The organism is Bacillus sp. V3-13 (assembly GCF_002860165.1).
GTDB lineage: Bacteria > Bacillota > Bacilli > Bacillales > Cytobacillaceae > Bacillus_BJ.
In genome coordinates, this window is the sequence record NZ_PGUZ01000049.1 from 1 (window position 1) to 14,105 (window position 14,105).

Here is a 14,105-nt window from a genome sequence, read left to right on the forward strand (position 1 = left end):
GCTCAAAATCATGGAAATGTATTAACTGAATATTCTAACTACATTTATGCAACGCTAGTGATATAAAGGCAAGCTTTAAGTTTTCACACAAAAGTTTGTAAAAGAAGAAATTGTGTTAAAAATCTCACTGACATACTTAATTTTTTCATTTTTAATGGGGAGTAAGTTGATCAATTTCTGACCTTTTTTACTTTATACGAGCGGGTTAGCAAGGGCGGGAGAAATTCCAAAATATAGGTTGGGGTTTGTCGACACATATTTCGAAGAGTGCTATAATGGTATCGGTTACAAGTTTAAATGTTGTGAATTTTGTAGCGTTAGGGGGGAGGGCATGGAGCTTTTGAACTTGTATCAGAATAATTATTTAATTGTTTTCGTGTTTCTGTGTCTCGGCGTTTTGCTGCCAATCGTGGCAATTACCTTTGGGCGGTTTTTGCGTCCTTTCAAGCCGATGGACACGAAGTACACCACATATGAGAGCGGTATTGAGCCATTCCACGACTCAAGGGTGCAGTTCAATGTCCGCTATTATATTTTTGGATTGATGTTTGTGATTTTTGATGTCGAAACGGTTTTTCTTTATCCCTGGGCAGTAGCTTATGAAAAGCTTGGTATTTTTGCTTTGATTGAGATGCTCATTTTTGTGTTTATGCTCATTATTGGCCTTGTGTACGCATGGAAGAAGAAGGTGCTGAAATGGATTTAAAATTGGACAACGTTACACCAGAGGAAATGGAAGAGCTAAAACGGAATGTTTTTTTAGCCACGCTTGAACAGATTAAAGCATGGGCACGGAGTAACTCGTTGTGGCCAATGACGTTTGGACTGGCATGTTGTGCAATTGAGATGATGGGAGTAGGATCTTCCCATTATGACTTGGATCGTTTCGGGTCCTTTTTCCGCACTTCGCCGCGCCAGTCAGATGTAATGATCGTCTCCGGAACCGTTACAAAGAAAATGGCGCCGATTGTCCGCCGCTTATACGATCAAATGCCTGAACCAAAATGGGTAATCGCAATGGGGTCGTGTGCTACTGCCGGAGGCCCTTACGTAAGATCGTACGCGGTTGTAAAAGGGGTTGACCAAATTGTGCCTGTTGATGTTTATATTCCCGGCTGTCCGCCGAATCCCGCAGCACTGATCTACGGGATTAATAAATTGAAAGAAAAAATCCGTTATGAGGCGAAAACCGGGAAGAAGGTGATCTAGTCGATGAGCGGGGAAAAAGATCTTGAACAATTAAAGAAGGAAGCGGCAGAGAAAGCGAAAGAGCTTGCCCGGCAACGTTTAGCCGAAAGGAAAGCCGCATCTGCCAAGACTGAATCACAGGCTTCCTCGGCAAAACCGGCAGCACCGGTTCTGAAAGAGGAACCATCTGCAGCAGAGGACGGTGACCTCGCAAAGCGCAAAGCAGCTGCTGCAGCAAAGGCAAAAGCCGCCGCGTTAGCGAAAATGAAGGCGAAGCAGCAAGCAGAAGGAAACGCAACACCTTCGGAAGCAGAACAGCCAGCACAAGAGGAACCATCTACAGCAGCGGCTCCCACGGATGAGGGAGATGACCTGGCGAAGCGTAAAGCCGCCGCCGTAGCCAAGGCAAAAGCGGCAGCCGCAGCGAAAAAGAAAGCAATGGAACAAGCCGGGGGAGCAAGCGATGCGACCGGTGACGAGAAGGCGAAAGCCATCGCAGCAGCCAAGGCGAAAGCCGCTGCGGCAGCGAAAGCAAAGGCGGCCGCACAGGCCAAACAGGCTGGCGGTGCAGCAGGTGATGATGAAAAAGCGAAAGCGATTGCGGCCGCGAAGGCAAAAGCAGCAGCTGCAGCCAAAGCGAAAGCCGCAGCATCCGGCAATGCCGGGAGCGAAACTGAACAAGCCGCCGAAGCGGCACCGTCTCCAAACCAGCCTTTCCTTGATAAATACGTGAAGGTGATTGAAGAGCATCTTGGAAATAGTGTTTTAGAAGAATACTATATTAATAAACTTTCAAAAGATGTGCCGACTCTTGTCGCCAATAAAGATACATATTTTAAAGTAGCTGAATTTTTAAAATACAATGAACAGCTTGGCTTCGATTACTTATCAGAACTGCACGGCACAGATTTTGAAACACATATGGAAGTGTATGCTCATCTATACTCATACAAAAATCGCCAGTCAGTTGCATTGAAGGTGAAAATTGATCGTGACACACCGGCTATTCAATCGCTGCAGCCACTTTGGGCCGGGGCAAACTGGCCTGAGTGTGAAGCGTATGATCTACTGGGGATTCAATTTATTGGCCACCCAAATCTGCATAGGATCATGCTTGGTGATGATTGGGTCGGCCATCCGCTTAGAAAAGATTACAAACCGTATGATGTGGAGGTATAACTCATGATACGCACAGAAGAAATGCTGCTTAATGTAGGACCTCAGCATCCAAGTACACACGGTGTTTTTCGTCTTGTCATCAAAATCGACGGTGAAATCATTACGGAAGCGAAGCCAGTAATCGGCTATCTGCACCGAGGTACGGAAAAGCTGGCTGAAGACCTTCAATACACACAAATCATCCCATATACGGACCGATTGGACTATCTGTCGGCAATGACGAACAACTATGTCCTTTGCCATGCTGTCGAGACGATGATGGACCTGGAAATACCTGAACGTGCCGAGTACTTGCGCGTGATCGCAATGGAACTGGGAAGAGTGGCAAGCCACTTGGTCTGGTGGGGAACATTTTTATTGGATATCGGCGCCGTCAGCCCGTTTCTCTATGCATTCCGTGAGCGCGAAATGATCATTAACATGTTAAATGAATTATCCGGAGCCCGATTGACCTTTAACTACATGCGTGTCGGCGGGGTGAAATGGGATGCCCCTGAAGGCTGGATCGAAAAGGTTGGCGAGTTCGTCCCATACATGCGCGAACAACTCAAAGGCTATCACCAGCTTGTAACCGGGAATGAAATTTTCCTGAACCGTGTAAAAGGCGTTGGAGCATACACGAAGGAGGATGCCTTGAATTATTCCTTAAGCGGGGCAAACCTGCGCTGTACGGGTGTGAAATGGGATTTGCGCAAGGATGAGCCGTATTCCATTTATGACCGCTTTCATTTTGATATTCCTGTCCAAAGCGGCGGAGACGCATGGGCCCGCTACCAGGTCAGATTAGCCGAGATTGAAGAGTCATTAAAGATTCTTGAGCAGGCGGTTGAGCAATTCCCGGCTGGGGGAGAAATCATGGCGAAGGTGCCGAAGATTGTCAAGGCGCCAAAAGGGGAAGCTTTTGTACGGATTGAATCACCGCGTGGTGAGATCGGCTGCTATATTGCCAGTGACGGTAAAAAAGAGCCTTACCGTTTAAAATTCAGAAGGCCGTCCTTTTATAACCTGCAAATTCTCCCGAAATTATTAAAAGGTGAAAATATTGCGAACTTGATTGCGATTTTAGGAGCCATTGATATTGTTCTTGGGGAGGTGGACGGCTAATGGTAGAGGATCTATTATATTCAACCCCTGGCCTGGCCAATTTTGGGATATTCTTTTTACTCGCAACCGCTTTACTGTTTGTTGTTTTAGGCTTCGTTACATATGCGATTCTTGCGGAGCGGAAGGTAATGGGGTTTATGCAGCTGCGCCATGGCCCAAACCAGGTCGGCGGCCGCTGGGGGCTGCTCCAGACAGTGGCCGATGTTTTAAAGCTGCTTCTTAAAGAGGATACGATTCCAAAGCTTGCCGACCGGCCATTGTTTATTTTGGCTCCTGTCATTGCGTTTGCACCGGCGTTTATGGTGCTGGCGACGATTCCGTTTACCGACCGGCTCCAATTTGCCGATCTTGGTGTTGGCCTCCTCTATTATATTGCGATTTCCGGCTTAACAACGATCGGAATCGTGACCGGGGGATGGGCGTCCAATAACAAGTATGCTCTGCTCGGCGGCATGCGTGCTGCTGCGCAGATGATTTCCTATGAGATTCCGCTCGTCATGTCAGTGCTCGGAATCATTTTGTTATCAGGCAGCTTAAACTTGAACGAAATTGTGGCCACGCAGGCGGAACATGGCTGGTTCATTATCTGGCAGCCGATCGCGTTTATTATCTTTCTGATTGCGTCTGTTGCTGAATTAAACCGGGCACCGTTCGATTTACCCGAGGCAGAATCGGAGCTTGTCGCCGGTTTCCATGTCGAATATTCCGGATTCCGCTGGGCGTTCTACATGCTTGCCGAATATGTGTATTTCTTTGCGATGGCGTCATTGACCACAGTGCTGTTTCTCGGCGGATGGCTGCCGCTGCCATTCCTGGATTTCATTCCAGGCGCTGTCTGGTTTGCATTAAAATTCAGCCTCGTCATTTTTGTACTGGTTTGGTTCCGCGTCACCTTTCCGCGTGTTCGTGCCGACCAATTAATGGAGTTCGGCTGGAAGGTGCTGCTGCCGGTTGCACTCGCCAACATTTTCTTGACGGCAATCATTAAAGAGATTTTCAACCTGTTTTAAAACAGCCTATTTTAACCGCAAGGGGTGAAAACATGCTTGGATTAGCGAAAGGTTTAAAATATACCCTGAAAAATATGACGCGCAGCAAAGTGACCTATGATTATCCAAATGAGCCGCTTCCGCTCCCTGACCGGTTTCGCGGAATTCAAAAATTTTATCCGGAAAAGTGCATCGTTTGTAATCAATGCGCTGCCATCTGCCCAACCGACTGTATCCAGCTCACGGGTAAAAAGCATCCTGACCCGGCGAAAAAAGGGAAGATCATTGACACATACGATATTAATTTTGAAATTTGTATTTTGTGTGATCTCTGTACCGAGGTATGCCCGACAGAGGCAATTATCATGACCAATAATTTCGAGCTGGCGGAGTACAGCCGCGATGAGCTATTCAAAAATCTTGAATGGCTGGATGAGAATGATGAAAACAAACGGCAGGTGAATAAAGCATGACGTTATCAGGCGAATTAGTTGCATTTATGTGCCTGGCGATCGTGGCGGTGATCGGCGGCGTGCTTTTATTAAACCTTTCCAAAGTCGTCCATATGGTCATTGCGCTCGTTTTTACATTTATCAGTATCGCCGGCATTTATATTCTGCTGTCTGCTGAATTTTTGGCCGTTGTCCAAATCTTGATTTATTCAGGTGCCGTTACGATTATTATGCTATTCGGGATCATGCTGACGCGCCATAATGACACGAGTGAAGCAAAAGCGGGGAAATGGCGCAAGCTGCTTTTGCTCGCAGCTGTTCTTGGCTTTGCATTTGCCGTCTATGTTGGAATCTACAATCTTGAGCTTCCTGCGGCAGAAAGTGCGCTCCACGAAAACAATACGGAACAGATCGGGATTGCATTGTATTCGAAATTTATGATTCCGTTCGAGCTCGTTTCCGTAATCCTGCTCGTTGCGTTGGTAGGCGCGATTGTTCTCGCCAGAAAAGATGATGTAAAGGAGGAGGGTAAGGAATGAGCAATGTTCCTGTTTCAGCTTACCTGGCCCTTGCCTTAATTTTGTTCTGCATCGGCTTGTATGGAGCTTTAACAAAGCGCAATACGGTCATTGTCCTGATTTCGATTGAGCTGATGCTGAATGCGGTCAATGTCAACCTGGTTGCCTTCAGCAAACACGGGGTCGCGCCGTCCATTGACGGGCAAATCTTTGCTCTGTTCGGAATTACGGTTGCAGCGGCTGAAGCTGCTGTCGGACTGGCGATATTAATCGCTTTATACCGCAACCGTAAAACAGTCAACTCGGATGAAATGAATATTTTAAAAAATTAACCATGCCAGAGAAAAAGGTTCCAAAAATTTTTTTAGGAATCCAAAGACGCCCCCGGCCCTGATCGGAGGGTTCGTCTGTCAGACCCGCAGCATGATGCGGGTCCAATCAAACGCGCTGACTGGACCAGGCAGCTTGCGTGGCACCTGCGCGTTCTAAAAGGGGATTGTGATAGAGATGGAGAGTGCTTGGATCATACCGCTTTTCCCGCTTTTATCGTTTGTAATCCTTCTTCTATTTGGCAAACGGCTCAAAGAAGCAAGCGCATATGTAGGGATTTTGCTTACTTTAGCTTCTTTTGTCTATTCCCTGTTGGTATTGTTTGAACGTTTTACTTCACCGACATATAAGACAGAGGCCGTCTGGCTGACGATAGGAGATGTTCAGCTAACAGCGGGGTTTGAAGTCAATCAATTGAATGCATTGATGTTGATTATAGTATCGCTCGTCAGTTTTCTTGTACATACATATTCAAAAGGCTATATGCATGGCGATGAGCGGCTTTCAGTTTTTTACGCCTATTTGGGATTATTCACATTTGCAATGCTTGGCCTTGTTTTATCACCGAACCTTTTGCAAACCTATATTTTCTGGGAGCTTGTCGGTCTCGGTTCGTTCCTGTTAATCGGGTTTTACTATTATAAAGATGAAGCGAAGCAGGCAGCTAAAAAAGCGTTTATTATGACACGCGTTGGCGATGTCGGCCTCTTTATCGGGATGATCCTGCTATTCTGGCAGGTCGGCAGCTTTGAGTATGATGAAATATTCAGGGCGGTTGAAGAAGGAATTATTTCCGAAGGAATGATTACGCTGACGGCGATTCTCGTCTTTGTCGGGGCAGTCGGAAAATCGGGCCAGTTTCCGCTTCATACATGGCTACCAGATGCAATGGAAGGCCCGACTCCTGTTTCCGCCCTTATTCACGCAGCGACAATGGTAGCGGCCGGTGTCTATTTGGTAGCTGCGCTATTCCCGCTTTTTACAGCGAGCGAAACGGCATTAATGACCGTCGCGGTCACTGGGGCATTCACGGCGATTTTTGCCGCAAGCATCGGCCTTGTCCAAAAGGATATTAAAAGGGTTCTCGCCTATTCCACGGTCAGCCAGCTTGGCTACATGATGCTGGCATTGGGTTCTGCCGGATATGTGGCCGGTGTGTTTCACTTGATGACCCACGCTTTCTTTAAGGCCTTGCTGTTCCTGGCGGCTGGCAGTGTGATCCATGCTGTCCATACGCAGGACATTGAACAAATGGGCGGCTTATGGAAGAAGCTGCGCATCACCGGACCGTTATTTCTAATTGGGACTCTGGCAATAAGCGGTGTACCGTTATTTTCCGGGTTCTTCAGTAAGGATGAAATTTTAATTGCGGCATGGGCCCACGGGAATACCGCATTGTTCTGGCTTGCAGTGGCAGCCGCGTTTTTTACAGCGTTCTATATGTTCCGGCTCTTCTTTATGGTATTTACGGGAGAAGCCCGCTCCGATATCGGAAAAGTCTATGAATCGCCTGCAGTGATGACGTTTCCGATGATCGTTTTAGGTGTGCTCGCGATTGTTGCCGGCTACGTCAATACCCCTTGGTTTGGAACCTTTTTGGGTGATTGGCTGGCGGAAGGAAATGAAGCGCTTGGCCATGGCCACATTGAAGGCCCGGCCTGGATCATGGTCGTGGCGACCGTTGTTTCCCTGCTTGGAATCCTGCTCGCCTGGCTTATTTACGGCAAAGGCTCGCTTGCAAGGGATATGTTCAGCAGCCGGATGCCAATGGCCTATAACATCCTGTATAACAAATACTATATCGATGAGTTTTACCAGCTTTCGTTTGTCAATGGCGCAAAGGGCATAAGCTACTTTCTCCGTTACATTGAAGTGTTTTTGGTCGAGGGAATCATTAAGGGAGTCACCACGTTCGTCCAGGCGTTAGGAAAAATGGGCGCAAAACTCCAGGATGGCCAGGTGCAAACATACGGTACGGTTGCCTTTTTCGGCCTCGCCTTGCTGGTCGTCATCTTTGCTTTGACAGGGGGGTATTTTGGATGAACAGCAGCTATCTTTTAACCGCTCTGGTTTTCTCCCCCTTGCTCGGTATTCTTGTGCTCGCCTTTGTGCCAAAAGCAAAGGAAACGTTGATTAAGACGATCGGCTTTATCGCAACACTGCCTGCGCTTATCCTCGCGTTGGTTGCTTATTTTCAATACAGGGGCGGGGCGGATTTGGACCGTTTTTCGGTTGAGCTTCCATGGATAAAATTTGCGAACCTGCCGGACGAGTATTTATATGCGATTTTTTATGAGCTCGGTGTCGACGGTTTCTCGTTAATTATGATTGTGTTAACAGCTGTGCTGTCGACCCTGGCAGCGATCGCGTCCATTCATATAAAAAAAGAATGGAAAGGCTATTTCATGCTGTTTTTGCTTTTGCAAACGGGAATGCTCGGCGTGTTTGCGGCTGAAAACTTGATTTTGTTCTTTATCTTTTTCGAGATCACGTTGATCCCGATGTTCTTTTTAATCGGGAAGTGGGGCTATTTTGAAAAAGAAAAAGCAGCATTCAGCTTCCTTGTCTACAACGGGTTAGGGTCTGCTGTCCTGCTGATTGTCATTATGGTGCTGTTTGCAAAAACGGGCACAGCGAATATAGATCTGCTCTCACAACTGGTCAATGCGGGAGGACCGCAGTCACCTTTGTCCGATCCGCTGAAGTTCGGCTTGCTGATTGCGCTGATTGTCGCTTTTGGCGTCAAGCTGCCGATTTTTCCTTTGCACAGCTGGATGCTGAAGGTTCACGTTCAGGCACCGCCATCAATTGTGATGCTTCACTCCGGAATACTTTTAAAAATTGGTGCATTCGGTTTGATCCGTTTTGGGATGGGGATTTTTCCGGAACAGTTTTTGGAGCTTGCTCCGCTGCTGGCGGTCCTTGGTGTTGTTAACCTGCTTTACGGGGCGTTCCTTGCCTTGATCCAAAAGGATTTCAAAATGGTGCTTGCGTATTCTTCGATTTCCCATATGGGGATCGTCTTAATAGGAGTGGGGGCAGCCAATGAGGCAGGCGTTCAGGGAGCCATTTTCCAGGTTGTCTCCCATGGGCTAATCTCCGCGTTGCTGTTCTTCCTTGTCAGTATTTTTTATGAACGATTGCAAACGTCCCAGCTTGACAACCTTGGCGGGCTTGCAAGAGGAATGCCGCTAACGGGGGGCTTTTTACTGGCCGGGGCAATGGCTTCGCTCGGCCTTCCGGGAATGTCCGGCTTCATAAGTGAGTTCATGGCGTTTCTCGGCTTGTTCGAAACAAATCCAGTTTTAGCGGCGATCGGGGCAATCGGGATCATCATGACAGCTGTTTATCTATTAAGGGCTGTCCTTTCGATCACGTTTGGTAAAGCACACCGCGAGTTTGCCGGAGTTCCCGATTTGCGAACGGTTGAAATGGTGCCAGTCTTAACGCTGATCGGTTTAATCATTTTAATTGGAGTGTACCCGGCTATTCTCGGCGGGGCACTGGAGACAACAATAGAGTCGATCATGCTCGGGATAGGAGGCTGATGAAGGATGGATCTCAAAACTTTATTATCGTTTGAATGGGGAATCATGGCACCTGAATTCATCATCCTCGGACTAGCGGCATTGCTGTCGCTGCTCGATCTTTTTATGCCAAAGCGAATCGACCGGAAACTGTTGGGCTGGCTCGGACTTGCCGGGATATTGGCGGCAATTGCTTTCCTCGTTGGTTTAATCGACGATCCGGTTGGCTCGATTTTGTATGATACTTTCAGGCTTGATTCATTTGCGAAGCTTTTCAAGCTGCTGCTTTTAGGGGGCGCTGCTTTAGTCATGCTGCTCGCGATCAGCTATGAACCGAAAGAAGGAATGAAGGAGTACAGGGGAGAGTTTTTCTACCTGTTTCTCGCCGGCCTGCTCGGCGCGATGATCATGACGTCAAGCGGTGACCTGATTACGCTGTTTGTGGGCCTTGAATTGTTATCGATTTCCTCATACATTTTAGCGGGAATGCGAAAAACGAATTTGCGCTCCAATGAATCAGCGATGAAGTACGTCATCAACGGCGGAATCTCAACCGGAATCACGTTGTTTGGGATGAGCTATGTATACGGCTTAACAGGAACAACCAATTTGAAAGAAATGGGCAGTGTTTTGAGGTCCAGTCTTGAATCCCAGCATATCTACCTGCTCGGATTAGCCTTTTTTATGATCCTTGTCGGGTTATCCTTTAAGCTTGCAACAGCTCCGTTCCATATGTGGGCACCGGATGTTTACGAAGGGGCGCCGACACCGGTTACAGCTTTCTTGAGCGTTGTCTCGAAAACGGCAGGATTTGTTTTGTTAGTGCGCGTGCTGCTGACGATTTTTGCGAGCATCTCTTCCGAAGGGCCAGGCTCGCTTCCTCTGTTGCTTAAGGTGCAGGATTATATCGCTTTTCTGGCAGGAGCAACGATGGTGATCGGAAATGTTGTCGCGCTAAGGCAGCGCAATATAAAAAGGATGCTCGCCTATTCAAGTATCGCACACGCCGGTTATCTGCTTGTTGCTGTGACCACCTTTACGTTTATATTCGATGCCTTGTGGTTTTACTTGCTGGCTTATCTGTTTATGAATCTGGGTGCCTTTGCGGTCGTGCAGTTACTGACTGAAAAGGCTGGCACTGAAGACGTCAGCGAGTTTGCCGGCCTTTACCGCCGCGCACCGTTCCTCGCTGTTATAATGGGAATTTTTATTCTCTCGCTAGCCGGCATTCCCGGAACAGCTGGTTTTATCGGAAAGTTGAATATTTTTATCGGTGCACTCGCACCTAACCCGGGCCATTACGTGTTGGCATCACTTATGATTGCAGCGACAGTTGTGTCATATGTTTATTATTTTGGCATAATGACACAAATGTTCTTCAGGCCTTCAGCAAGTGATGAAAAGATTAGGATCCCGGCTGGTGTTTCAGCCGTCATGATCGTGTGTGCTATTGCCACCGTCCTGTTTGGCCTCATGCCAAACCTGGCAATTGACTTTTTCCACTCTGGGAATTTTAACTTGCTGGATTATTTACAATAATAAAAATCGAGACAGTATCAGGCAAAGCAAGGCATTATGAAGAGTAAAATAATCGAAGGGGGCAAAATTGTCTCCTTCTTTTGTTGTTTAGCTGAAACCTTTCACCATGTTTTTCGTCAAATGATAAGGCAACTGTCTTTCTTGTGCTTAACAGAGATGGTACAATGGTCAACAGTGAAAATTAGGAGGTCGTTATCATGATGACAGGTTTTGGACAACAGGCTGTAATCAGCATTTTGGCACACCTCGTCTTTATTGCTCTCGCATGGTGGGCACTTCAGGCTATCAATATCGATAAGATTCTCCGTGCAAACCATGTGATCCAGGCCAGAGCACTCTATATTCTTTTATCGATTGCGCTCGGGTCGACTGTCAGCAATTTCTTTCTCGACTACTTGTTATGGTCCCAACAGCTCCCGCTCATTTTCCAATTTATTTTTATGGTAAAAATTTAGGTCTTCATACATGTTCCCAAACGGGAAGTTTTTAAGTAAAATACTTTTTGTTGCTGTTTTTTAAGGAGTACTTTTAGTCCCTACATAAAAGGCCGCTTCGCATGTATATGAAAAATGCATTGTGATTTGTTGAGCACACCTGTTCTCCCATTGTCTAAAAGTGACGAGAATTCCCAAGTATGATCAGCTCCCCCGTGGTAACACTGGTACTAAGGGGAGGAGTCTAAAAAATGAAGAAATTATCAATCGTGTTATCATTTATTGGCATAATTGGTTTTATCATCTTTCAACTTGGGAATAGAACGACTGTAGCAAATGGACAACAAGACCTATTGACATTGGCAAAGAAATTGCGTGACGAGAATATTATCATCAGTGAATGGTCTCTACATGCAAGAGAAAAACTGGAAACTTTTCAAACCGCCCATGATGCAGAGCAGTACATAGATGCTTTGCAACAGGAATTTTCGACATGGAAATGGTCGAATTTTGACGGCAAAAAACATCGTGAAGTTACTGCTTTCCTGGACGGTTCGAATTATCAAGAAAAGATTCGGGTCCTGATCACACCCGGCAACCAGGAAATCCATGCATATCTAATTTACGAGGTGAATGGAAAACAATGGAACGAAATTTCGGAAAATTTTCTCAAAATTGGTATCGCTGAGCGAATTTCTGACATTTTTCGTGGAAATACCACAATTTTCTCTTGTATCAAAGGCGAATTCAATGATAAGCTTAAAACGGCTTTGCCTGAATATGTAAACATGTTACTCGAAGTCTTAAATGGAAAAAAAATCGAAGCTTTACAGGAAGATTCATTTATTTCAGTGTCGGCATATTCGCCGCTGTTTGCCGCTGAGCTTAATGGCAAATCTGAAAAGATGAACTTTCAGTTGGCTTTACGCAATCATGGATTGGGCGAAAAGACTACCGTCGTAGTTGGCACACCCATCATAACGATTGAATATTAATATAGAGAAATTGGACGCGGAGGGGAATACTTTTGGAAAAAATCATCGTCCGCGGCGGAAGAAGGCTTAACGGTACCGTAAAAGTTGAAGGAGCAAAAAACGCCGTATTGCCTGTAATCGCTGCAACACTATTAGCAAGTGATGGAAAAAGCGTAATTCGTGATGTGCCGACTCTCTCCGATGTATATACCATCAATGAAGTGTTGCGCTATTTGAACGCCGAAGTGGAGTTTAAAAATAACGAAGTTGTTGTTAATGCATCTGGTGACTTAAAAGTGGAAGCGCCTTTCGAATATGTTCGTAAAATGCGCGCTTCAGTATTGGTGATGGGCTCACTTTTAGCGCGAAATGGACGTGCGCGTGTAGCATTGCCAGGCGGATGTGCGATCGGCTCCCGTCCGATAGACCAGCACCTCAAAGGGTTTGAAGCAATGGGTGCGGTAGTAAAAGTAGGGAATGGTTTCATTGAAGCGAAAGCACCTAGGGGCCGCTTGCATGGAGCAAAAATATATCTTGATTTTCCAAGTGTCGGCGCTACGGAAAATATCATGATGGCAGCAACTCTTGCTAAAGGTACAACAGTTATTGAGAACGTTGCAAAAGAGCCGGAAATCGTTGACCTTGCAAATTTCTTAAACAAGATGGGTGCAAAGGTAAGAGGCGCCGGTACCGGCACGATTCGCATTGAAGGTGTGGATGTACTTTTTGGTGCTGAGCACAACATTATTCCTGACCGAATTGAAGCAGGAACATTTATGGTTGCGGCAGCGATCACAGGTGGCAATGTCCTTGTTAAAGGTGCTGTTCCCGAGCATATCGCTTCATTAATTGCAAAGATGGAAGAAATGGGCGTCACCATTCGTGAAGAAGCAGACGGCATCCGCGTCATCGGCCCTGAAAAATTAAAGGCAGTCGATATTAAGACGATGCCGCATCCGGGCTTTCCGACTGACATGCAGTCCCAAATGATGTCTTTATTGCTTAGAGCCAAAGGAACAAGCGTGATTACCGAAACCGTTTTCGAAAACCGGTTTATGCATGTGGAAGAATTTAGAAGAATGAATGCGGAAATTAAAATAGAAGGCCGTTCTGTGATTGTAAACGGACCATCCGATCTGCAAGGAGCAGAAGTGGCTGCAACCGATCTTCGCGCAGCTGCCGCGTTGATCCTAACAGGACTTGTAGCAGATGGAGTTACCCGCGTAACAGAATTAAAGCACCTTGACCGCGGCTATGTCGATTTCCATCATAAATTAGCTTCGCTCGGTGCTGACATCGAAAGAGTCCGCGAAGAAGACGACATAATTGCGATTGAAGAAACAATGATCTCTGATATGAATGCTTAATACACAAAAAGTCGGGAACGATCTCCCGGCTTTTTATCGTTTTGCCGGTGCACGCGCATACTCCGATGTTATTGGGCATCTAAATGCGCGGTCATGGTCATGATGTAGTTTCACTTGTAAACGTGAACGTGAAGGACTTTTCCCAGGCACGGAACGCTCAAATTGTCCTTCATAAGCTGGATGAAGGACTTTTCCCTGGCCCGGAACGCACAAAAAGTCCTTCATAGCCTGGATGAAGGACTTTTCCCAGGCACGGAACGCTCAAATTGTCCTTCATGAGCTGGATGAAGGACTTTTCCCAGGCACGGAACGCTCAAATTGTCCTTCATAAGCTGGATGAAGGACTTTTCCCGGGCACGGAACGCACAAAAAGTCCTTCATAGCCTGGATGAAGGACTTTTCCCGGGCACGGATCGCACAAAAAGTCCTTCATAGCCTGGATGAAGGACTTTTCCCAGGCACGGAACGCTCAAATTGTCCTTCATGAGCTGGATGAAGGACTTT

14 protein-coding genes are annotated in these 14,105 nt (G+C 46.6%); all 14 read left to right on the forward strand.

The annotated features are described in order from the left end of the window. Window positions 1-331 precede the first annotated feature (331 nt). The 14 genes from CU633_RS16990 to murA all read left to right on the forward strand — a co-directional run bounded on the left by CU633_RS16990 (window position 332) and on the right by murA (window position 13,601). Window positions 332-706 (forward strand): NADH-quinone oxidoreductase subunit A, encoded by a 375-nt coding sequence (locus tag CU633_RS16990; protein ID WP_101661778.1) that lies wholly within the window; start codon window positions 332-334, stop codon window positions 704-706. Next, window positions 697-1,209, forward strand: coding sequence for a NuoB/complex I 20 kDa subunit family protein (locus CU633_RS16995; protein WP_142383434.1), 513 nt, complete (start codon window positions 697-699; stop codon window positions 1,207-1,209). Before CU633_RS16990 ends, CU633_RS16995 begins: the two co-directional genes overlap by 10 nt. A 3-nt stretch (window positions 1,210-1,212) precedes the next feature. Then, window positions 1,213-2,367, forward strand: a complete 1,155-nt coding sequence (locus CU633_RS17000; protein WP_101661780.1) for an NADH-quinone oxidoreductase subunit C — start codon at window positions 1,213-1,215, stop codon at window positions 2,365-2,367. A gap of 3 nt (window positions 2,368-2,370) precedes the next feature. Further along, window positions 2,371-3,471 carry an NADH-quinone oxidoreductase subunit D gene (locus CU633_RS17005; RefSeq protein WP_101661781.1) on the forward strand — a complete coding sequence of 367 codons (1,101 nt, stop codon included), beginning with the start codon at window positions 2,371-2,373 and terminating at the stop codon, window positions 3,469-3,471. Next, complete coding sequence (nuoH, locus tag CU633_RS17010; protein ID WP_101661782.1) at window positions 3,471-4,481, forward strand: NADH-quinone oxidoreductase subunit NuoH; 1,011 nt, start codon at window positions 3,471-3,473, stop codon at window positions 4,479-4,481. The genes CU633_RS17005 and nuoH overlap by 1 nt, the downstream gene beginning before the upstream one ends. A gap of 32 nt (window positions 4,482-4,513) precedes the next feature. Further along, on the forward strand, window positions 4,514-4,933 hold the full coding sequence (gene nuoI, locus CU633_RS17015) for an NADH-quinone oxidoreductase subunit NuoI (RefSeq protein ID WP_101661783.1): 420 nt from the start codon (window positions 4,514-4,516) through the stop codon (window positions 4,931-4,933). Next, window positions 4,930-5,451, forward strand: coding sequence for an NADH-quinone oxidoreductase subunit J (locus CU633_RS17020; protein ID WP_101661784.1), 522 nt, complete (start codon window positions 4,930-4,932; stop codon window positions 5,449-5,451). Before nuoI ends, CU633_RS17020 begins: the two co-directional genes overlap by 4 nt. Further along, a complete protein-coding gene (nuoK, locus tag CU633_RS17025; RefSeq protein ID WP_101661785.1) occupies window positions 5,448-5,762 on the forward strand; it encodes an NADH-quinone oxidoreductase subunit NuoK in 315 nt (104 codons plus the stop codon). Before CU633_RS17020 ends, nuoK begins: the two co-directional genes overlap by 4 nt. Window positions 5,763-5,937: 175 nt before the next feature. After that, window positions 5,938-7,803: an NADH-quinone oxidoreductase subunit L gene (gene nuoL / locus CU633_RS17030; protein WP_101661786.1), complete on the forward strand. Its 1,866-nt coding sequence runs from the start codon at window positions 5,938-5,940 to the stop codon at window positions 7,801-7,803. After that, window positions 7,800-9,308: a complex I subunit 4 family protein gene (locus tag CU633_RS17035; RefSeq protein WP_101661787.1), complete on the forward strand. Its 1,509-nt coding sequence runs from the start codon at window positions 7,800-7,802 to the stop codon at window positions 9,306-9,308. The genes nuoL and CU633_RS17035 overlap by 4 nt, the downstream gene beginning before the upstream one ends. 6 nt (window positions 9,309-9,314) lie before the next feature. After that, window positions 9,315-10,826: an NADH-quinone oxidoreductase subunit NuoN gene (nuoN, locus tag CU633_RS17040; protein ID WP_101661788.1), complete on the forward strand. Its 1,512-nt coding sequence runs from the start codon at window positions 9,315-9,317 to the stop codon at window positions 10,824-10,826. Between the two features lie 197 nt (window positions 10,827-11,023). After that, entirely contained in the window at window positions 11,024-11,281 is a 258-nt protein-coding gene (locus tag CU633_RS17045) for a DUF1146 family protein (RefSeq protein ID WP_101661789.1), read from the forward strand. Between the two features lie 230 nt (window positions 11,282-11,511). Then, entirely contained in the window at window positions 11,512-12,255 is a 744-nt protein-coding gene (locus CU633_RS17050; RefSeq protein WP_101661790.1) for a YwmB family TATA-box binding protein, read from the forward strand. A gap of 32 nt (window positions 12,256-12,287) precedes the next feature. Continuing rightward, window positions 12,288-13,601 (forward strand): UDP-N-acetylglucosamine 1-carboxyvinyltransferase, encoded by a 1,314-nt coding sequence (gene murA / locus CU633_RS17055; RefSeq protein WP_101661791.1) that lies wholly within the window; start codon window positions 12,288-12,290, stop codon window positions 13,599-13,601. The last annotated feature ends 504 nt before the right edge of the window (window positions 13,602-14,105 follow it).

Coding starts and splice junctions, on each gene's coding strand:
- CU633_RS16990 (WP_101661778.1), top strand. CDS start 332: ATGGAGCTTTTGAACTTGTATCAGAATAATTATTTAATTGTTTTCGTG.
- CU633_RS17050 (WP_101661790.1), top strand. CDS start 11,512: ATGAAGAAATTATCAATCGTGTTATCATTTATTGGCATAATTGGTTTT.
- nuoI (WP_101661783.1), top strand. CDS start 4,514: ATGCTTGGATTAGCGAAAGGTTTAAAATATACCCTGAAAAATATGACG.
- CU633_RS17000 (WP_101661780.1), top strand. CDS start 1,213: ATGAGCGGGGAAAAAGATCTTGAACAATTAAAGAAGGAAGCGGCAGAG.
- CU633_RS17045 (WP_101661789.1), top strand. CDS start 11,024: ATGATGACAGGTTTTGGACAACAGGCTGTAATCAGCATTTTGGCACAC.
- nuoL (WP_101661786.1), top strand. CDS start 5,938: ATGGAGAGTGCTTGGATCATACCGCTTTTCCCGCTTTTATCGTTTGTA.
- nuoH (WP_101661782.1), top strand. CDS start 3,471: ATGGTAGAGGATCTATTATATTCAACCCCTGGCCTGGCCAATTTTGGG.
- CU633_RS17005 (WP_101661781.1), top strand. CDS start 2,371: ATGATACGCACAGAAGAAATGCTGCTTAATGTAGGACCTCAGCATCCA.
- CU633_RS17035 (WP_101661787.1), top strand. CDS start 7,800: ATGAACAGCAGCTATCTTTTAACCGCTCTGGTTTTCTCCCCCTTGCTC.
- nuoK (WP_101661785.1), top strand. CDS start 5,448: ATGAGCAATGTTCCTGTTTCAGCTTACCTGGCCCTTGCCTTAATTTTG.
- CU633_RS16995 (WP_142383434.1), top strand. CDS start 697: ATGGATTTAAAATTGGACAACGTTACACCAGAGGAAATGGAAGAGCTA.
- nuoN (WP_101661788.1), top strand. CDS start 9,315: ATGGATCTCAAAACTTTATTATCGTTTGAATGGGGAATCATGGCACCT.
- CU633_RS17020 (WP_101661784.1), top strand. CDS start 4,930: ATGACGTTATCAGGCGAATTAGTTGCATTTATGTGCCTGGCGATCGTG.